This window comes from Chryseobacterium nakagawai (assembly GCF_900637665.1).
Lineage (GTDB): Bacteria > Bacteroidota > Bacteroidia > Flavobacteriales > Weeksellaceae > Chryseobacterium > Chryseobacterium nakagawai.
Genome location: NZ_LR134386.1, coordinates 561,123 through 582,185, shown reverse-complemented (window position 1 = coordinate 582,185; position 21,063 = coordinate 561,123). Strand labels below are relative to the sequence as shown.

Annotated in this window: 22 protein-coding genes; 21 read left to right on the top strand and 1 reads right to left on the bottom strand. The window is 33.7% G+C overall.

Features of this window, described 5'->3' with window-relative positions; genetic code table 11:
• Positions 1-6: 6 nt before the first annotated feature.
• Positions 7-474 carry a ribosome assembly cofactor RimP gene (gene rimP, locus EL260_RS02670; RefSeq protein ID WP_123858745.1) on the bottom strand — a complete coding sequence of 156 codons (468 nt, stop codon included), beginning with the start codon at positions 472-474 and terminating at the stop codon, positions 7-9.
• Between the two features lie 217 nt (positions 475-691).
• Here rimP and EL260_RS02665 point away from each other — a divergent pair, with 217 nt between their 5' ends.
• The 21 genes from EL260_RS02665 to EL260_RS02570 all read left to right on the top strand — a co-directional run bounded on the left by EL260_RS02665 (position 692) and on the right by EL260_RS02570 (position 21,027).
• On the top strand, positions 692-2,005 hold the full coding sequence (locus tag EL260_RS02665; RefSeq protein ID WP_123858744.1) for a UDP-glucose dehydrogenase family protein: 1,314 nt from the start codon (positions 692-694) through the stop codon (positions 2,003-2,005).
• 4 nt (positions 2,006-2,009) lie between these two features.
• On the top strand, positions 2,010-3,089 hold the full coding sequence (rfbB, locus tag EL260_RS02660) for a dTDP-glucose 4,6-dehydratase (protein WP_123858743.1): 1,080 nt from the start codon (positions 2,010-2,012) through the stop codon (positions 3,087-3,089).
• Positions 3,090-3,199: 110 nt separating this feature from the next.
• Positions 3,200-4,063 (top strand): glucose-1-phosphate thymidylyltransferase RfbA, encoded by an 864-nt coding sequence (gene rfbA / locus EL260_RS02655; protein ID WP_123858742.1) that lies wholly within the window; start codon positions 3,200-3,202, stop codon positions 4,061-4,063.
• A 313-nt stretch (positions 4,064-4,376) separates the two neighbouring features.
• The gene (locus EL260_RS02650; RefSeq protein WP_123858741.1) at positions 4,377-5,354 is read left to right on the top strand and encodes a hypothetical protein; all 978 of its coding nucleotides are present in this window, start codon (positions 4,377-4,379) and stop codon (positions 5,352-5,354) included.
• Positions 5,355-5,376: 22 nt separating this feature from the next.
• On the top strand, positions 5,377-5,775 hold the full coding sequence (locus EL260_RS02645; protein WP_123858740.1) for a sugar 3,4-ketoisomerase: 399 nt from the start codon (positions 5,377-5,379) through the stop codon (positions 5,773-5,775).
• Complete coding sequence (locus EL260_RS02640; RefSeq protein WP_123858739.1) at positions 5,772-6,242, top strand: acyltransferase; 471 nt, start codon at positions 5,772-5,774, stop codon at positions 6,240-6,242. Before EL260_RS02645 ends, EL260_RS02640 begins: the two co-directional genes overlap by 4 nt.
• Positions 6,226-7,326 (top strand): DegT/DnrJ/EryC1/StrS family aminotransferase, encoded by a 1,101-nt coding sequence (locus EL260_RS02635; RefSeq protein ID WP_123858738.1) that lies wholly within the window; start codon positions 6,226-6,228, stop codon positions 7,324-7,326. The genes EL260_RS02640 and EL260_RS02635 overlap by 17 nt, the downstream gene beginning before the upstream one ends.
• Positions 7,327-8,223, top strand: coding sequence for a glycosyltransferase family 2 protein (locus EL260_RS02630; RefSeq protein WP_123858737.1), 897 nt, complete (start codon positions 7,327-7,329; stop codon positions 8,221-8,223).
• Positions 8,224-8,484: 261 nt separating this feature from the next.
• A complete protein-coding gene (locus EL260_RS26090; RefSeq protein ID WP_262696988.1) occupies positions 8,485-8,613 on the top strand; it encodes a hypothetical protein in 129 nt (42 codons plus the stop codon).
• 156 nt (positions 8,614-8,769) lie between these two features.
• Complete coding sequence (locus EL260_RS02625) at positions 8,770-9,618, top strand: ABC transporter permease (RefSeq protein ID WP_123858736.1); 849 nt, start codon at positions 8,770-8,772, stop codon at positions 9,616-9,618.
• A 54-nt stretch (positions 9,619-9,672) separates the two neighbouring features.
• Positions 9,673-10,923: an ABC transporter ATP-binding protein gene (locus EL260_RS02620; RefSeq protein ID WP_123858735.1), complete on the top strand. Its 1,251-nt coding sequence runs from the start codon at positions 9,673-9,675 to the stop codon at positions 10,921-10,923.
• A 10-nt stretch (positions 10,924-10,933) separates the two neighbouring features.
• Complete coding sequence (locus EL260_RS02615) at positions 10,934-11,710, top strand: FkbM family methyltransferase (RefSeq protein WP_123858734.1); 777 nt, start codon at positions 10,934-10,936, stop codon at positions 11,708-11,710.
• Between the two features lie 2 nt (positions 11,711-11,712).
• Positions 11,713-12,795, top strand: a complete 1,083-nt coding sequence (locus tag EL260_RS02610; RefSeq protein ID WP_123858733.1) for a DegT/DnrJ/EryC1/StrS family aminotransferase — start codon at positions 11,713-11,715, stop codon at positions 12,793-12,795.
• Between the two features lies 1 nt (position 12,796).
• Positions 12,797-13,513 (top strand): WbqC family protein, encoded by a 717-nt coding sequence (locus tag EL260_RS02605; RefSeq protein ID WP_123858732.1) that lies wholly within the window; start codon positions 12,797-12,799, stop codon positions 13,511-13,513.
• A complete protein-coding gene (locus EL260_RS02600) occupies positions 13,506-14,468 on the top strand; it encodes a hypothetical protein (RefSeq protein WP_123858731.1) in 963 nt (320 codons plus the stop codon). Before EL260_RS02605 ends, EL260_RS02600 begins: the two co-directional genes overlap by 8 nt.
• Entirely contained in the window at positions 14,453-15,784 is a 1,332-nt protein-coding gene (locus EL260_RS02595) for a GNAT family N-acetyltransferase (RefSeq protein WP_123858730.1), read from the top strand. The genes EL260_RS02600 and EL260_RS02595 overlap by 16 nt, the downstream gene beginning before the upstream one ends.
• 50 nt (positions 15,785-15,834) lie before the next feature.
• On the top strand, positions 15,835-17,583 hold the full coding sequence (locus EL260_RS02590; RefSeq protein WP_123858729.1) for a glycosyltransferase family 2 protein: 1,749 nt from the start codon (positions 15,835-15,837) through the stop codon (positions 17,581-17,583).
• 51 nt (positions 17,584-17,634) lie between these two features.
• Positions 17,635-18,303, top strand: coding sequence for an NAD-dependent epimerase/dehydratase family protein (locus EL260_RS02585; RefSeq protein ID WP_123858728.1), 669 nt, complete (start codon positions 17,635-17,637; stop codon positions 18,301-18,303).
• Position 18,304: 1 nt separating this feature from the next.
• Positions 18,305-19,258 (top strand): glycosyltransferase family 2 protein, encoded by a 954-nt coding sequence (locus EL260_RS02580; protein ID WP_123858727.1) that lies wholly within the window; start codon positions 18,305-18,307, stop codon positions 19,256-19,258.
• Positions 19,259-19,266: 8 nt separating this feature from the next.
• On the top strand, positions 19,267-20,055 hold the full coding sequence (locus tag EL260_RS02575; RefSeq protein WP_123858726.1) for a glycosyltransferase family 2 protein: 789 nt from the start codon (positions 19,267-19,269) through the stop codon (positions 20,053-20,055).
• 9 nt (positions 20,056-20,064) lie between these two features.
• Positions 20,065-21,027 (top strand): glycosyltransferase family protein, encoded by a 963-nt coding sequence (locus EL260_RS02570; protein WP_123858725.1) that lies wholly within the window; start codon positions 20,065-20,067, stop codon positions 21,025-21,027.
• Positions 21,028-21,063: the final 36 nt, after the last annotated feature.

Genomic DNA, 21,063 nt, shown 5'->3' with positions numbered 1-21,063 from the left:
TCTTTTTTAAAATTTAATTACTACCAATGCCTTTTTGATCTCCGTGTAAGGAATTTCTTTTTCCTCTTCCACATCCACCTTTCCTTTCCCGATATCCTTCGGTTTACGGTAACGTAAAACAAGAGTGATTTTCTCTTCGTCTACTTTTGACAATTCTCCTTCAATTTTAGAAGAATCCTCCAGCATCACCTCAATCTCTCTTCCTATGTTTTTATTGAACTGTCTTGGTGTTACTAATGGTTCGCTTAATCCTGCAGACATTACCTGAAGGCTAAAGTCATGTTCTTCACGATCCATATTGAATTCTATCGCACGGCTAGCATCAAGGCAGTCCTGCAAAGAAACTCCATTATCACCATCTAAAATCACTGTAACATCATCCCCAGCAGAAATTTTAAGATCAATAAGAAAAAGATCTTTTCTGGTCTCAAGGAATTCATTTAATAATTCTTCAATTCTTTTTTTAAACTCCATACATTCTTTTATGTTGATTTACAGTACGAAAAAAGGCTTTCTTGCGAAGCCTTCTCATTTTTTCCGTAAATCCATTGCAAATATACGCTTTTTTTCTAAAAATGCAAAATTATCTTATTATCAAGCAAATAGAACGAAATTCATTTACATTAAATTAAAGAAGCAAATGAAGGTATTTTTATTATTTTTGTCTTTGAATTTTAAAAACAAAAACATTTTGAATATAACAATTGTAGGAACAGGCTACGTAGGATTAGTTACAGGAACTACTCTTGCAGAACTTGGCAATTCAGTATACTGTGTTGATATTGATGAAAAAAAAGTAGAAGGTATGAAAAACGGCATCGTTCCCATCTATGAGCCGAACCTTGAAGAGATGTTTCTTAGAAATATCCAATCTGAAAGATTATTTTTCACGACCAACTTAAAAGAAGCTTTAGACAAAAGTGAAGTAATCTATTTAGCATTACCTACTCCTCCCGGAGAAGATGGCTCAGCGGATCTTTCTTATGTATTGAAGGTAGCAAATGATATTGGAGAACAGATGACCGAGTATAAAGTTGTTGTTAATAAGAGCACTGTTCCTGTAGGCACAGCAGACAGAGTAAGAGAAACCATATCTTCTAAAACGAACATTCCTTTTGATGTTGTTTCCAATCCTGAATTTTTAAGAGAAGGGTTTGCTGTTGAAGATTCCATGAATCCGGCAAGAGTAGTTGTAGGAGCAAGTTCTGAAAGAGCTAAAGATATTATGGCTAAAATTTATCAGCCATTTACCAATACGGGTATCCCAATTATTTTCATGGATGAAAAATCATCTGAACTTACAAAATATGCAGCCAATTCATTCCTGGCTGTAAAGATTACCTTTATGAATGAAATTGCAAACTACTGTGAAAAAGTAGGAGCTGATGTAGATAAGGTAAGATTAGGGATGGGTAGCGATGACAGAATTGGACACAGATTCCTGTTCCCTGGCATCGGATACGGCGGAAGCTGTTTCCCTAAAGACGTAAAAGCACTTATAAAATCAGGAAAACAGGAAGATTTCAACTTCCAGATTCTGGAAGCTACAGAAAACGTAAATACTTCCCAGAAGGTCATTCTTGTTTCAGAAATTGAAAAATACTTTGGTGGAAATATAGAAGGAAAAAAGATTGCTATGTGGGGGCTTGCTTTCAAAGCCAATACGGATGACATCAGAGAAGCTTCTTCTTTAGACAACATTGCTCTTTTATTAGAAAAAGGCGCAATAATTGTAGCCTATGATGCAGTTGCTGAAACGAATGTTCAAAAATTATTGGGAGACAAAATTCAATATGCTAAAGGAATGTATGATGCCTTGGAAGATGTAGATGCCTTATTTATTGCTACGGAATGGCCAGAGTTTAAGAATCCTAATTTTGACCTTATGGCTAAGAAAATGAAAAATAAGGTTATTTTTGACGGAAGGAATATGTATCCGCTTGAAATCCCACAGCAAAAAGGATTTTATTATAAAAGTATAGGCAGAAAAACAATTACAAAATAAAGAAATGAAAAATATCATTATTACAGGAGGAGCGGGATTTATTGGATCTCATGTTGTAAGAGAATTTGTAAAAAACAATCCGGAAAGTTTGATTATCAACCTTGATGCACTTACTTATGCCGGAAATTTAGAAAACCTGAAGGACATTGAAAATGAACCTAATTATGTTTTCGAAAAAGCAGACATTACAAAACCTGAAGAACTAAGAAAGGTTTTTGAAAAATATAATCCAGATGCAGTGGTACACTTAGCTGCAGAAAGTCATGTTGACAGAAGTATCACCGATCCAATGGCGTTCATCAACACAAATGTAAACGGAACAGCCAATCTCCTTAATCTTTGTAAAGAATTCTGGACCTTAAATCCGGATCATACCCATGGCAGATTCCCGGATGAAAAAAGAACAAACTTATTCTATCATGTGTCCACTGATGAAGTATATGGAAGCTTAGGGGAAACAGGATTCTTCCTTGAAACCACTTCTTATGATCCACAATCTCCCTACTCTGCATCAAAAGCTGCTTCAGACCACCTGGTAAGAGCTTATGGAAACACTTATGGAATGCCGTTTATTGTCTCCAATTGTTCAAACAACTATGGACCCAACCATTTCCCGGAAAAATTAATACCTCTTTGTATCTCCAATATCATTAACGAAAAACCTTTACCTATTTATGGGGACGGAAAGTATACAAGAGACTGGTTATTTGTAATTGATCATGCAAGGGCTATTCACCAGATATTCAATGAAGCTAAAACGGGTGAAACATACAATATTGGCGGATTCAACGAATGGCAGAATATTGACCTGGTAAAAGAACTGATTAAGCAAATGGATGCTAAATTAGGAAAACCAGAAGGGCATTCTGAAAAACTAATCACTTTTGTAAAAGATAGACCGGGACACGATAAACGTTATGCTATTGATGCCAATAAATTAAACAAAGATTTGGGCTGGAAACCATCCGTAACATTTGAAGAAGGATTAGGAAAGACCATCGATTGGTATCTTGAAAATAAAGAATGGCTGGAAAACGTTACCAGCGGAGATTATCAGAAATATTACGAAAACCAGTATAATTAAGATTGAGTAAGATTGAAGAAACATATTTTATTGCTTCTTAAATTAGACCTTATTTAATCAAAAGAGCAGGCTCTACTTCCCTAGAATAGAGAATATCAAATAATAAAAAGATGAAAGGAATAATATTAGCCGGAGGTTCCGGAACAAGACTTTACCCTCTAACAATTGCCGTAAGCAAGCAATTAATGCCTGTTTATGATAAACCTATGATTTACTATCCGCTATCCACCCTTCTTCTGGCTGGAATTAAGGATATATTAATCATTACGACTCCACATGATCAAGCCGGGTTCATTAAACTTTTAGGTGATGGATCTCAAATTGGCTGTAATATAGAATATGTTGTACAGCCAAGTCCGGATGGACTGGCACAAGCCTTTATTCTGGGCGATCAGTTTATTGGTAATGATCCTGCAGCTCTTGTTTTAGGAGATAATATCTTCTATGGTTCTGAAATGGGGACTTTATTAAAAAACAAAACCAATCCGGATGGGGGTGTTGTTTTTGCTTACCACGTTGCAGACCCTGAAAGATATGGTGTCGTAGAATTTGATGACAATTTCAAAGCAGTTTCTATTGAAGAGAAACCTTTGAAACCTAAATCTAATTATGCAGTACCTGGTCTATATTTTTACGACAACAACGTTGTGGAGATTGCTAAAAACATCCAGCCTTCTGCAAGAGGAGAATTGGAAATCACTGATATTAACAATGTTTACCTTAAAAATGAAAAACTTGAAGTAGGGGTTCTGGACAGAGGTACAGCATGGCTGGATACAGGAACTTTTGATTCCCTTCATGATGCTTCGGAATTCGTAAGTGTTATTGAAAAAAGACAAGGTTTCAAGATTGGATGTATTGAGGAAATTGCTTTCAGAAATAAATTCATCAACGAAGAAAAATTACTGGAAACAGCAGTAAAATATGGTAAAAGTGGTTATGGTCAGTATTTAAAACAACTTGTTGGTCAGTAATCATATAATATAATTTATAAACTTTACAAACTATTGGCTTATAGCCAATAGTTTTTGTAATTAATAACGAAGATCAGTTCAGGAATAAGGATAAAAGTAGATAATACCACAGTAGACCTTTTTTACCTGAAAAGTTCTCATGAAATAATTGTGATGAGTAATCGTTTTATGATTATTGGACGTAGAGAAAAAGGCAACTATTCTATGAGTTTTGAAGTCAATGGAATCAAAAATCACCTGGTGTAATTTTCCTTGCTGTTCAGAAATCAAAAAGTTATACCTTTTCCGTGCTTATCATTCAAAATAATTAATCATGCTTTTAAATATTATCTTTTCATATAACCGTGCCATGCAGGTAGATTACTTGTTGAGTACCATTTTAAAAAGAATCAAAATAGATGATTATGAAACGGTAGTTTTATACCATACCACCGGCAATCATCATTTAGGCTACAAAAAATTAATTGAAAAATATAAAAACTATCCCAATATCCGCTTTGAAGAAAGAAAAGAAATATGGTTTGATCCTGCTTTTTTCAGAACGCTGACCAACAAAAAAAATATAAAATTCTTTCTTGAGAAAAACCTAAAGAGTAAACAAGGGGATAATTTTAAAGGATTACTTCAGGGTCTTTTGCGAAAAAGCCGACATGAACTCATTATGTTTAACACTGATGACGGTGTTTTTTATAATGATGTCTTTCTTGATGAAAATATTCTTTCTGAATTTAAAAAAGATCCCGAAAACTCGTCCTACAGGATGTATGTAGGTGATAATATTGAAGGATTCCCTGATTATATTCAGAAAAAGGACAATTATTATGAATGGGATTATTATGCTGATAAAAACATTACGCACTGGTCCTACCCTTTTTCAGTTGATGGAACTATTTACAATACCAAACACCTGCTAAAGGTTTTAGAAAAAATACCTTATCATAATCCAATCACTCTGGAAGAAAATGTGTTTCGATATGCATTGCAACATCAACTTTTCAGAAAAGGGATGGGGCCGTTACAATCCAAATTGGTAGGAACAACCTTAAATCGGGTTTCTGTGGAAACATTTAACCCAACGATCAACATCAGCGTGGATGAATTAAATGAAAAATTCATCGAAGGATATACTCTTCATCTCGGGCTTCCCGATCATATTGATGTCGTCAATATTGTTCCATTCGAAGTAAGTGTAGTAAAAGAAGACAAAAAAGAACTTTTATATTCTTTAGATGATGATGGCAAGAAAATACAAAATTCTTATGGAATTGAAGGGACTAAAAACGAGCCCTAATAGATATACAAATTAAATGATTATGACTCCGCATATTATAGATTTTTCAAAGATCGGATCTCCGGAATTAGGATATATTACTGTAGCAGAAACTCAAAAAAATATTCCTTTTCCCATCAATAGAGTTTACTGGACTTATTTTACGCCTCAAGATGTAATCCGTGGAGGACATGCCCATAAGAAACTACAGCAAGTGATCTTTGCCGTTTCAGGAACAATAGAATTCAACACTAAGGACCTGGATGGCAATGAGGCAACATTCGTTTTAGACAACCCTTCCAAGGGACTTTATATTCCGGAATTAATCTGGAGAGATATTAAGTTCAGCCACAGTGCAGTACTTTTATGCCTTGCTTCTGAACATTATGACGAGCATGATTATTTCAGAGATTTTGAAGAGTTTAAAAATTACAAAAAATGATACACCCTTTAGCTGACGTACAGTCTCAAAATATAGGCGAAGGAACTTCGGTATGGCAATTCTGTGTCATTTTAAAAGGTGCCAAAATCGGAAGTGGATGCAATATCAACTGCCAGGTCCTTATAGAAAATGAGGTTACTATTGGAGATAATGTCACCATTAAACCCGGAGTTCAAATTTGGGATGGGGTAGATCTTGAAGACAATGTATTCATCGGACCTAATGTAACTTTTACCAACGACCTATTTCCAAAATCTAAAAATAAAAATTTCACATTAGAAAAAACTTTGGTAAAAAAAGGAGCTTCGATTGGTGCCAATGCGACTATTTTAGCTGGAGTTACGATAGGTGAAAATGCATTAATTGGTGCAGGCAGCGTAGTGACCAAAAATGTTCCCGATAATGAAATATGGGTGGGAAACCCTGCAAAATTTTTAAAGAATAATAACAATGATAAAGTTTCTTGATTTACAAAAAGTTAATCTCAAATACCAACAGGAAATAGAAAGTGCCTTATTACAGACATTCAGATCAGGATGGTATCTTTTAGGAGAAAAAACCAAAGCTTTTGAAACTAATTTGGCACAATATATCGGATCAAAACATGCTATTGGGGTAGCCAACGGATTGGATGCTTTACGCCTTATTCTTCGTGCTTACATAGAATTAGGCATCATGAAAGCAGGAGATGAAATCCTTGTTCCTTCCAACACTTACATCGCTTCTATACTAGCTGTTTCTGATAACGGATTAATACCTGTATTAATAGAACCGGAACTCAATACCTATAATATTGATATTGCTAAAATTGAAGAAAAAATCACCCAAAAAACAAAAGGAATTCTTATTGTTCACCTTCAGGGAAGAATTGTTTTCTCAGATCAGCTTAAAGAAATTGCTCAGAAATACCATTTAAAAATCATTGAAGACAACGCCCAGGCCATAGGAGCAGAGTGGAATGGCATAAAATCCGGAAATCTTGGAGATGCTGCCGGATTCAGCTTTTATCCGGGAAAAAACTTAGGAGCTTTAGGAGATGCAGGGGCTGTAACAACTAATGATGATGAGCTAGCCAAAGCTATCAGAGCATTGGCTAATTATGGTTCCAATCAAAAATATGTAAACATTTATCAGGGATTAAATTCCAGACTCGATGAACTTCAGTCAGCAGTGTTAGACATCAAGCTGAAATATATTGATGATGAAAACAATGCAAGGAGATTTATCGCAAAAAGATTTATCGAAGAAATCAACAATCCTGCGATCATCCTTCCTGAGTATCCCGAAAATGAAAATGAGCATGTATGGCATGTTTTCGTAATCAGGACCCAAAGAAGAGATGAGCTTCAGGCTTATCTTACAGAACATGGAATACAAACCATTATCCACTATCCTATCCCTCCTCATCATCAGGAAGCGTACAAAGAGTGGAAAGATCTTTCTTTTCCTATAAGCGAAAAAATACATACAGAAGTGTTAAGTCTGCCAATTTCATCTGTTTTAGAAGAAGAGGAAGTACAGGCAATTATTAAAACGGTAAACGAATTTTAAATGGACCAACCCTTAGTAACAGTTGTTGTAGTTTCTTATAATCAATCACAGTTTATAAAGGAAAATCTAGATAGTATAAAAAATCAAACTTACAAAAACATTCAGTTAATTGTAGGTGATGATGCGTCTCCGGATCATTCAGTAGAAGTTTTTGAACAATGGCTACAGGAAAATAATTATTCTGCAGCAAAAAACTTCCATACTAAAAATACAGGTTTACCCACAATGCTTAATGAGTGCCTTGATTTGGCTAAAGGGAAATATATAAAAATCATTGCTGCAGACGATTTCCTACACCCTGAATCCCTTGAAAAATCAGTATATATCCTTGAAAAACTGGGAAATGAATATGGAATGTCTTTTTCTCATACCCATGCTGTAAATAACGACAGCCAGATTATTGAGGATATTGCTGACTATGATGCATTGGGAAATATAGATCCTTATATTTTCAGAGAAGAACTATTAAAAGGAAATAGAATTGCAGCGCTCACCGTCTTATTAAGAACAGACGTTGTAAGGGAAACCGGAAAATATGATTCACAGTTTATTATAGAAGATTATTATCGATGGCTCAAGGTCAGTCAAAAATATTTAATTGCTTATATTCCTGAAAAGCTGGCATATTACAGGCTTCATGCTGACAATATTTCAAAAGTAAAGGCAGACAGAATCGAAATGGAGGCAGCTACACTTCAGATGATGTTTGATAAAAAAGGAGTTTCGAGAGGAAGCATCAATCATATTACTCAAAAATTATATCAATCTGGAACTCAACTCCCTGAGGAATATATCAACGCTTATCATGCTTATCCGTTTCGGTCAAAAAAACTGGACTTTGCAATAAAAAAGAATCTTCCTGTTTCTTTGTATAAGATTTTAAAGAAAGTTATGTAAGATCAATTCTTTAATCTCAACCATACTTTCTTTTTGTTATCTATGTAACGGATATAAGAACTGAGGTATGACGCATTGGAAGATGTAAATACTTTATATGTATTACTGCAGAATAATCTGGTTCAAAAATTTAAACTTTGAACTGATAGTAAGGAAAATAAGGTTATTTTTGACAAAGGGAATATCTATTCATTTGAAATCCCGGGATAAAAAAAATTTCATTATAAAAGTATAAGTAGAAAAACAATTACAAAATAAGAAATGGAAAATATCATGATTACAGGCATAGCAGAATTCATTGAATCCTATATTGTAGAAGAATTTATAAAAAATCATTCGGAAAATATAACCATTAATCCTGAGATGTCTGCCTATACTGAGTATTTATAAACTTTGCAAAATAATTACATTATAGAGTCAATAATTTTTATACATAATAACAACACCAATATATTAGTTATTATTTTTAGTTTTATATAATCAATAATTTACAGACTAAAAAAATGGTAAAAATTAATTATTATAAATTTGTTAAAACTTACACAGATGAATGAACCACAACAAAAGTGGACGGAAACCATTGAAGCAGACCATTCTTTATTTAATCTAAAACTAAAAGAAGTTTGGCACTACAAAGATTTAATTTACATGTTTGTAAAGAGAGACTTCATATCCAGTTTCAAGCAAACCATTTTAGGACCAATCTGGTTTTTTATAAATCCCATCTTTACAACGATTACTTACCTAATTATTTTTGGGAGATTTGCTAAGTTACCTACAGATGGAGCTCCCGGTATCATATTTTATCTCTCCGGAGTTACTTTATGGAATTATTTTTCAGGCGCATTGCTGGGAACTACTGCGACTTTTACAGGAAACGCCAATATCTTTGGTAAAGTATACTTCCCAAGATTAGTAACTCCCATTTCAATTGTCATTTCAAACCTGATGCGTTTAAGTGTTCAGTTTATCCTGTTTCTTATGGTATGGGCATACTATCTTGTTAATCATGAGGTTTCTCCTAACTGGTGGATCCTGGCAACTCCATTTTTATTAGTTCTGATGGCCCTTTTTGCACTTGGGGTTGGAATGATATTTTCTGCACTTACCACAAAATATAAGGATTTAAGTATGCTTTTAGCATTCGGTATCAGTTTATATATGTATGCTACACCGGTTATTTATCCTGTATCAATGCTTCCGGGATATTTCAAAAAGTTAGCAAAATTTAATCCATTGACAGGTATTTTTGAATGCTTCAAATATGGCTGGCTGGGCGTGGGAGATTTTTCTCCGGTTATGCTGGTTGCCAGTACTGTGATTATCTTACTTCTTCTTATGGTTGGAGTGGTTACTTTTAACAAGGTTGAAAAAACCTTTATGGACACAGTATAAAAACTATAGCATTGGATATAAAAACACTTGAGTAAAAATTTAAATCACAAAAACATGTTAGCTTTAAAAGCAGAAAATATATCAAAACAATATCGTCTTGGAGAAGTGGGAACCGGGACTTTATCCCATGACCTCAACAGATTTTGGCATAAAGTAAGAGGTAAGGAAAATCCTTATCTAAAAATTGGTGAAGCCAATGACAGAACAACCAAAGGTGAATCTGATTATGTATGGTCCCTCCGTGATATCAATTTTGAGATTAACCAGGGAGATGCTGTCGGGATCATAGGGAGAAACGGAGCTGGAAAATCTACTCTTCTCAAACTTTTAAGTAAAGTAACAAAACCTACCACTGGAAAAATTTATACCAATGGAAGAATTGCATCTTTATTAGAAGTGGGAACCGGATTTCACCCGGAAATGACCGGTCGTGAGAATGTGTTCTTGAATGGCGCTATTCTTGGGATGACCAAAAAAGAAATCAAGCGTAAGTTTGATGAAATTGTAGATTTCTCAGGAGTTGAAAGATATATAGATACCCCTGTAAAAAGATATTCTTCCGGAATGTATGTGCGTCTTGCTTTTGCTGTTGCCGCTCACCTGGAATCTGAAATATTAGTCGTTGACGAAGTTTTAGCCGTAGGTGATGCTGAATTTCAGAAGAAATGTTTGGGGAAAATGGGAGATGTTACCAAAGGAGAAGGCCGAACTATTTTGTTTGTAAGTCATAATATGGCTGCTGTAAAAACTCTTTGTAACAACGGTATCTTATTAGAGAAAGGAATGGTAAAATATTCAGGGAATATCGATAAATGTGTAAGCTATTATCTCGGAAATTCCAAAGAAAATGAATATATAAAAACCTTTGATATTGGAAGCGAGAACGTAAGAATCCAAAGAGTTACCGTGAAAAACGCTGGCTCAGATGATTTTAAGAATTTATATGAAAACCAGGCAATAGAATTAATCACAGATATTAATGTTCTTTCAAATAATCCGGGAAGATATCATTTGACCTATGTTTTGAATAATGAACAGGGAGAACCTCTTTTTTCTCTTTCTCATTTTGAACAATTTGGACTAAAACCCGGACATAATAAAATAAAATGCACTTTCCCGGCAAAATATTTTCAGTCAGGTAACTATTATTTGAGTTTATACATTATTGAAGATGCTTTAAGAGCAGATTTTATTGAATCTGATATATTTACATTTATCGTTGAAGATACTCCAAGGGAACTAGGTGACTGGATGGGTCGTGAACCTGGATATATTCGCCCGACCTTCAACTGGACCTTAGATTAAAATTAAAAAGATGAAAGATTTATTACAAAAAATAGCCAACAAAGTAGGCTATACAATCATTAAGAACGACACTTATGATAGTATGGTCCAAAGAAGTAAAAAAGCAGCAGTTGCAAACGAAAAAAATGACCTGCTGAATAAATTTTATGCAACCCTGAAAGCATTAAACTTTCAGCCTAATTTTATTGTTGATATTGGGGCGAATACCGGAACATGGACAAGAGAGGCTTTAAAACAATTCCCTAACTCTTCCTATCTTCTTATAGAACCACAGGAAAGGCTTTCAGCAAATTTTCAAGACTTGCTGCAAAATCCTAAAATCAAATATTTACCTGTGGGTGTTGGAGATAAAAATGATATCTTAAAATTCACAATAGTTGATAGAGATGACAGTTGCTCTTTTATTTATTCAGAAGAGGAAGCTGCCAAAATGGGATATGAGCAAATTGAAGTTCCTATCAAAACTCTGAGTTCCATTATCAAGGAAAATAATCTTGATTATCCTGACATTGTAAAAATTGATGCTGAAGGACTGGACCTGGAAGTGATTGATGGTGCCTCCGATTTATTTGGAAAAACAGAAGTGTTTATGGTAGAAGCAGGCGTTCAGGTTAAAGTGTATAAAAACTCCTTATTGAGATTGGTCAACAAAATGGACGAAGCTGGATATGAGTTATATGATATTACAGATTTAAACAGACCCATTGACATCCCTGTTTTATGGCTTGTAGAACTTGTCTTTGTAAAAAAAGGCGGTAAACTTACTCAATTTCCAATAAATCTATAATTATGATTCCTGTAACAAAACCTTTTCTTCCCCCGAAGGAAGAGTATGATGCATATTTAGAAGGTATCTGGAAAAGAAACTGGCTTACCAATATGGGACCACTGGCCAGTCAGCTTGAAATGGAACTTAAAGATCATCTTAAGTTACAGCATCTCCTTTTTGTCACTAACGGAACTGTTGCTATACAAATGGCGATAAAAGCGTTGGAAATTACAGGAGAGATCATTACGACTCCTTTCTCTTTTATTGCAACTACCAGTACTATCGTCTGGGAAGGATGTACACCGGTTTTTGTAGATATTGACCCAAAAAGTTTATGTATAGATCCAAAGAAAATAGAGGAAGCTATCACAGAAAACACCCAGGCAATTCTTGCTACTCATGTTTATGGAAACCCTTGTGATGTGGATGCAATAGAAGCCATTGCTAAAAAACATAATTTAAAAGTTATTTATGATGCAGCCCATGCTTTTGGAGTAAAAATAAATGGGAGATCTATTTTTGAATATGGAGATATTTCTACCTGTTCATTACATGCTACCAAACTTTATCATACTATCGAAGGTGGATTATTAGTTACCAAGAAACCTGAGCTTTTAAAAAAATTAGCCTCCATAAGGAATTTTGGAATTTCCGGGTATGATTCCTTTTCTGATCTGGGAATCAATGGAAAAAATTCAGAATTTCATGCAGCAATGGGATTAGCTAATCTAAAATATATCACCCAAATTCACGAAAAAAGAAAGGCTCTTTCAGAATTGTATGACGAAAAGCTTAAAACACTAAAGGCTGTAAAACCCCTTTGGCATGCCAAGGCCACTGAGAATTACCCGTACTATCCTATTGTTTTAGAAAGTGAAGAACTTTTACTAAAATTAAAAAAAGAGATGGATAGTCATGAGGTATTCACACGCAGATACTTTTATCCAAGTTTAGCCTCAGCTTTACCTTATCTTCCAAAATTAGAATTACCTATTACTGAAGATATTTCTAAAAGATCTTTATGTCTTCCGCTTTACTATGATATGACTTTTGAAGAAGTTGAATTCATTTCAAGATTGATGCTAAGAATCCAAAATAATTAGTATGAAAACAGCAATAATGCAGCCCTATTTTATGCCCTATATAGGCTATTTAAGTCTTATTAAGCATTCTGATCTGTTTATTTTGTTTGATCCTGTACAATTCATCAGACATGGATGGATAGAAAGAAACAGAATCCTTAAGCAGAACGAGGGCTGGTTATATATACAGGTTCCGCTAGTAAAAAGTGGCAGAGACACCTTAATTAAGGAGTGTCTGATTGATAATTCTCAAGATTGGAAAGGTAAAATTCTGTCTCAGTTACAGATTTATAAAAAACAAGCTCCTTACTATTATAAAACAGTCCAGCTACTGAAGGAAATATTTGAAGGAGAATATGATACGATTACAGCATTGAATAAAGCTTCGCTGGAAAAAATATGTAATTATCTTGGTTTCCCGAAAGAACTTCCTGTATTCTCAGAAATGAATCTCGAAATAGAGGAACCTAATAGTCCGGATGAATGGGCTTTAAATATATGTAAAAAACTGGATGGAAAGATTCATTATATCAACCCTATCGGAGGGTTAGAATTTTTTGATACAGAAAAATATACAAATCAGAATATTGATATTTCATTTCAGAAAATGATTCCGGTTCATTATGACCAAAAAAGAACACCTTTTGAATACGGATTATCAATTATTGATGTCATGATGTTTAATTCACCTGAAGAGATTAATAATATGTTAGATCAATTTGAGCTGGTCAATGAATAATAAAGCAATAGGAGGATATTTTGAACTTGAGCTGCCTGTTGGTAACTCAGATTTTGCAGGTAATAATTCTATTACTCTTAATTCTGCACGAAATTGCCTTGAGTATATTCTCCGTGCCCGGAAGAAGTCAAAAATTTATATTCCTTATTATACTTGTGATGTCATTTTAGAACCTATTCAAAAAATTAATCTTGAATATGAATTTTACGATGTGGATTCTAATCTGGAACCTCTGTTCGATTACTCAACGATAAAAGAGAGTGAAGTTTTTTTATATACTAACTATTTTGGGATTAAAGATCTTTTTATCCAAGAGTTAATCAACAAGATTCCCAATAATATCATTATTGATAATGCTCAGGCTCTGTTTGCTCCTGTAATAAAGAATATTGATCAGTTTTACTCACCAAGAAAGTTTGTTGGGGTAGCCGATGGAGGGTTTCTATACACTAACAAACGCCTGAATATTGATTTTGAAAAAGATGAAAGTTACCAACGGATGAGCCATCTGTTGAAAAGAATAGATCTATCCGCAGAAGAAGGGTATTCTGATTTCAGTGAAAATGATAAATCTTTGGAAAATCAGCCCATTAAGACCATGTCTAATTTGACAAAAAAAATGTTAACAGGCATTGATTATGATTATATAAAAAAGCACAGAAAAGAAAATTTTCTTTTTTTACATGAAGCATTAAAAGAAAAAAATAGTCTTCCTATTGAATTATCCAAAGAGTCTGTTCCCCTGGTATATCCTTTCAGGACTCAGGATAAAAAACTTAAACAAAAGCTCATCAGTGAAAGAATTTACTGCGCCACTTATTGGCCAAATGTTTTAAACTGGTGTACGGAAGATAAGAACTCTCATATTTTAGCACAAGAAATAATAGCATTACCGATAGACCAGAGATATTCGGTTAATGAAATGAAAAAAATTTTAGCATGTATAATGTATTAATAAGACCACTTGTTAAAGAAGATGCCCTTACTTCATACCAATGGAGAAATGATCCTGAAATCTGGAAATATACAGGTTCCAGACCAGATATCACAATAACAAAGGAAATAGAATCCGAGTGGATTGAAAAAGTACTGCAGGATGATACCAGTAAAAGATTTGCTATTGTATGCAATGAAGAATATATTGGAAATGTACAGCTTACTAATATTGATAAGTATTCTGCTGAGTTTCATATTTTCATTGGTAAAAAAGAATTTTGGGGAAAAGGGATCTCTCAATTGGCAACATACCAAATATTATACTTTGCTAAAGAGGTTTTAAAACTAAAAGAGGTTTATCTGTCTGTAAAATCAGAAAATATTTCTGCTGTAAAATCTTATCAAAAAAATAATTTTGTTATTAAAGAACAAACTGAAGGAGAGATTACTATGTCAGTAGTATTATCTGAGCTTCCCAATACCGTTGTAAGCATATTTATGATGGTATATAATCATGGGAAATATCTGAAAGAATGTCTTGATAATATCCTCCTGCAAAAAACGAATTTCAACTACGATATTGTAATAGGTGAAGATTGTTCTCAGGATAATTCCAGAGAGATATTACTTACTTATCAAAAGTTATATCCCGGAAAGTTTAAACTTCTGCTCCATCCTCAAAATATCGGAGCTATGAAGAATCAAAATGAAACATTTAAAAACTGTACGGGTAAATATATAGCAATTTGTGAAGGTGATGATTACTGGACAGATCCTCTAAAACTTCAAAAACAAGTAGATTTTTTAGAGGAAAATAAAGATTGTATCCTATGCTTTCATAAGGTAAAGATATTAAAACCAACAGGTGAACTGGTAGATGATTTCATCACTAAGGTTCCTGAAAATTTTGAGTTAAGAGAAACATTAGCAAAAAAACTAAATTATATACATACTCCTTCTGTTCTTTTCAGAAATGTAATACAAACAGAAGTGGATGCCATGGAGTTTAAAAACTCGCCTATTGGAGATTATTTCCTTTATATGATATTGACAAAATATGGAAAAATAGGATATCTAGAAGATTCTATGGCAGTATATAGATATGGTGTAGGTATATTTAGTTCTTTAAACAGGCTTAAACACATCAAAGTCAATATATTATTGTTTACTAATCTCTATTCTTATGAAAAAGATCCCGTAATAAAAGAGATTTTTTACCAACATCTTCAGGATGCCCTTTTATTAGTAGATGAAGAATTTCAGAAAAGTGATAGAATTCTTAATTCAAGAAGACATAAATTAGTTGAAAAGATATATAGGTTTTTGAAAAAATAAAAAGCTTCATCTAAACTAATAAATCTATATTTATATAAAAGAAACCGTAAATGTTACAGGATCTTCAAAATAAACTTGCCATCATAATTCCTTACTACAAGATAGATTTTTTTGAAAAAACTATCCAGTCTCTTGTTGCTCAAACTAATAAGAACTTTACATTGTACATTGGGAATGATGCAAGCCCCAATAATCCTCTACCTATTCTCACTCAATACCTCAATCCTGAAGAGTACCATTACTTTGATTATAAAGAAAACGTAGGCGGCAAAAATCTAGCTTTGCAGTGGGAAAGAGTACTGGAAAATATACATGAAGACTGGTTTCTTATTTTAGGCGATGATGATACCATTTCAGAAAATTTTGTTGATGAATTCTACAAAAATCTTAAGACTGTAGAAGAAAATAAGATCAATGTGATCAAATATTCTCAGGCATTAATTGATGAGACTGACCAAATTCTCACTTCTTTTACAACATATAAGCCTATAGAATCTTCGACCAACTTATGGCTTCAAAAACTTTATGACGGGCATCGTTCAAGTTTGTCAGAGCATATTTTCAGAAGAGTTTCATATCAAAAATATAAATTTAAAGAACTTCCTTTAGCCTGGCATACGGATGATTTAGCAGTATTGGAATTTTCTGATTTCGGATCAGTTTATTTTATTAATCATGCTCAAACATTTGTACGGATCTCCTCAGCCAGTATTTCCGGAGATGTAGAAAATACTACTTATCAGGAACAGAAGACAGAGGCCAGATACCAGTTTTTTGGATATCTGATAACGGCTTATTATGATAAATTCCCTGTAGAGCCACTGAAAAAATTAATCAATGTGCACCTGCATTTTTGCTGGCAGCATAAAAAGAAATTGAATATTGATCTGTATAAACTTTACTATTATTTAAAAAGCTACAAACAGCTGTTGGGAGTTCCGCGGAAAAAGTATTTGTTGCTGAAAAATCACAATCCTGTATGGGACCTAGAACATTATACTGCAAAACTCCATAAAGTAAAAAATAAATATCTGTACCAGTATCTTATTCGGTATGATCAACATGTAAAATCTCAAAGACAAAATCCTTTAAGCATTCCTGTGATTATCATTAATTTTAATCAGCTACATTATCTGAAACAATTAATAAGCTTTTTACAGGAAAGAAAATTCGAAAATATCGTTATTATAGATAATAAATCGGATTATCCTCCGCTTCTTGACTATTATCAGTCTATTGATAAAACAGTAACAATAGAAAGAATGAACGGAAATTTCGGACATAAAGTTTTTTTTGATCACAAAGATCTACAGGAAAAATATGGTAAAGGCTATTTTATAGTAACCGATCCTGATATTGTTCCCAATAAAAACCTCCCTCAAAACTTTATAACGGAAATGATCTCTAAGATGGATAAATATTATAATACCATCACCAAGGTGGGATTTGCTTTGGATATAGAAACCATCCCTGATTATTTTCCATTAAAATCCAAAGTAATTAAATGGGAAAATAAATTCTGGTCCCATAAACTGGAAGACGAGGTATATTCTGCATTTGTAGATACAACCTTTGCACTATACAAACCTTATTATCCAATGAAATTCAATAACTTGCCTTTTTTAGAAGGAATAAGAATTGGAGGAAGCTATACTGCTTTACATGGCGGATGGTATATGGATCCTCAAAATTATACCGAAGAATATCTGCACTATATCGAATCGGTGGATAAATCAAGTTCGTGGAAGCTCGATACAAAAGGCGGACATGACAATAAAGGAATTGCAAAATATGAATAACAAAGTAACTTAAAAAGTCTTTATAAGAAAATTGTAACACAAACGCTGATAATGATTATAGGAAATGGGCTTATTGCCAACTCATTAAAAAAAATTGATTCAGAAGATTATTTATTCTTTGCCTCAGGAGTATCCAATTCACTGGAAACAAGGACATCTGAATTCGAAAGGGAGCTTTCTCTTTTGAAGACTGTATCTGCAGAAAACAAAGAAAAGAAATTAATTTACTTTTCTACTCTCAGCATTCATGATCAATCTAAGCAAAGTAGTCCGTATGTGATTCACAAAAAAGAAATTGAAGACTATATTGAAAACAATATTGAAAATTACCTGATATTGAGAATAGGAAATATTGTAGGGAAAGGAGGAAATCCAAACACCCTTTTTAACTTCCTTAAAACTCAAATTTTTAATGACTGTACATTCACAATACATCTGAAAGCGAGAAGAATACTTTTAGACATTCAGGATATTCCAAAATTTATAACACCCTATTGTCTGAATACAAATAATAAAGTAATCAACTTTTCTTATCCCTACTATTATGATCTCAAAGAAATTGTCAATGCCATTGAAAAAGAAATCAATAAAAAAGGGAGGTACTCAGAATCTGATGAAGGAGATTTCTATAAAATAGATTTTGATGCAGAAATTATTAGCTTTTTCTCCACCATAAATCCGGAGGATTATTTAAAAAGTCTAATCCAAAAATACATTTAAAATGGCGAGTATATATGTTATCATTGTCACTTACAATGCCATGAAATGGGCAGAAAAATGTTTTAGCAGTTTAAAAAGTTCTTCTGTTCCGGTACAATGTATTACCATAGACAATGGTTCTACGGATGGAACCCAGGAATATATCACAACTCATTTCCCAGAAGTAGACTTTATACAGTCTCCTGAAAATCTTGGTTTTGGAAAAGCCAACAACCTGGGAATAGAAAAAGCACATAAAGAAGGTGCTGATTTTTTTTATCTGATGAATCAGGATGCATGGATTTATCCAGACAGTTTTCAACAGGTTCTGGATGTGTACAATAGCTATCCGGACAACAAGCAGATTGGAATTCTAAGCCCAATGCACCTTGACGGAAGCGAAAGAAAACTGGACCTTCATTTTGAGAATTACTTAGCCAAAGACTTACGAAATAACAGAATGCTTTCAGACATTTATTTTGATGAAACAAAAGCATACTATGAAATAGGTTTTGTAAATGCAGCTCATTGGTGCATTCCAAGAGGTATTATCGAAAAAATAGGAGGCTTCAATCCTTATTTCTTTCATGGTGCTGAAGATTATGAATATGTCAACCGTGTCACCTATTTTGGGCTAAAAATAGTTGTATGTTCCCAAAGTAAAGTGGTACATGACACTGTACAATCTTTTTATAAACAGGAGCCCAAGGACAAAGCAGAATTATTGAAAAATAAAAGACTTTCTATGATTATGCAGCGGGAAACAAAGTATCTTGATCCCAATTATCATTATGATACCAAGAGAGAAAAAAAGGCGCTCTTTTCTTTTGCTCTAAAAATGGGAGCTAAGGGAAATATGAGTGAATATAAATTTTATATGGAACAGTATAAATATTTCTCAGGGAAATTTAATGAAATTGAAACAGCTAGAAAAACAGCAATGACAGGTCTGCATCCGTTCCTGAATCTTAAATAAGAATGAATATGGAAAAACTACCCATAAGCATCTGCATCCTCTCCTGGAAAACAGGAAAAACATTAAAAAACACACTGAAATCATATAAGAAATATGGACTTCTGGATATGATTGATGATATTGTTATTCTTTTTCAGGAGGTAAGTGAGTCTGATAAGAAACTGGCGGATCAGTATAAAGTAAGATATATAGGATTAGAAGATAATATAGGTATCGGAAAAGGAATGAAAATGCTGGCAGAAAATGCGGCCTGTGAAAATATTCTTTTTCTGGAACATGACTTTGAACTGATTGAAGATCAAGAAACTCTATTTTCGCGGCTTAAAAGCGGACTTGAAATGCTAGACAACGGCTTTGATGTAGTCCGTTACAGAAGCAGGAAAACACCAGGCTATCCTTTGATTTCGATCAGACATAAAGGAAATGAACTGAACTATTATGATGACTGGCATGAGTGTACTTCACCTCATCTTCTGGAATCCCTACACTGGCTTGATCCCGCCTCAGAATTTCCGGATAAGATACAAAAGCAGGGTGAATACTTTATTACCACTTCACGATGGGCCAACTGGACCAATAATCCTTATCTTGTAAGAAAAAGTTTTTTACTGGAAACCATTATTCCTTTTTCGGGAGAGACGGTCTCATTAGAAAGAAATATTGCAGCCTGGTGGGTAAAGCAGAATTTCAAAATTGCACAAGGAGAAGGGCTTTTTAAGCATAATGATCTTACCAAGTATGCAAAAAAAACGATTATTCAGAAGATCATAGGGAGATTAAAAAACAAACTTAAATAACTCTTTTAGATGAAAATTCTTTTTCATGAGGATGAACTCAACTACAGAGGTACTTCCATCGCAGTATATGACTACGCAGATTTCAATGAGAGATATCTGGGGAATGAATCTATTATTATATACAACAAAAATGCAAAGACCAATCACCCATTGGGCGTTGAAAAATTTGAAAAAAGATTCCGGGTACATGGTTATTCAGACTTCAATGAAGTGGATAAACTTATCCGTGAGGATAATATAGATCTTTTTTATGCCATCAAAAATGGCAATATCGATGGGATAGACACTAAGGAATGTAAATCCGTAATACATAGTGTCTTCAAACATTTTGAGCCCCATGGAGATGTATATGCATATGTTTCCGAATGGCTGAGTCAGGAAATGACCGGTTCAAAATACCCCTATGTACCTCATATGGTTAATTTTGAGTCTCAAACCCATGAGGACCTGAGAGCAGAATTTAATATTCCTCCGAAAGCAAAAGTATTTGGATACTATGGAGGCCACATCAGTTTTAATATTCTTTTTGCTCAAAAAACGATTGAAAAGATTTCCTCAAAATATAAAGATATCTATTTCATTTTTATGGGAGTAACTCCTTTCATCAAAAAGAAATGGTGGAAATCTGTTCCTTCAAACATTATATTTCTTCCTCCAAGTTCGGATATTATTATGAAACAGAAATTTATTAATACTTGTAATGCACTTCTTCATGCCCGCGAAAGGGGAGAAACCTTCGGAATTACCGTTGCAGAATTTGCCATTATGGGAAAACCTGTGATTGCTTTTGCCAACCCTCCGGAAAAGGCACACATCACTCATCTACAGGATCAAGCCTATTATTATAATGACAGTAAAGAACTGCAGGATATTATTCTGGATGCTGATCTTTCTTTGTCAGCAAAGGGGCTTTACGAAAAATTCCTTCCTAATCCTGTAATGGATACATTTAAAAAGGTTTTTATTGATTAAAGAATATTTTTTATCCCATTTAAAACCAGCTAGCAA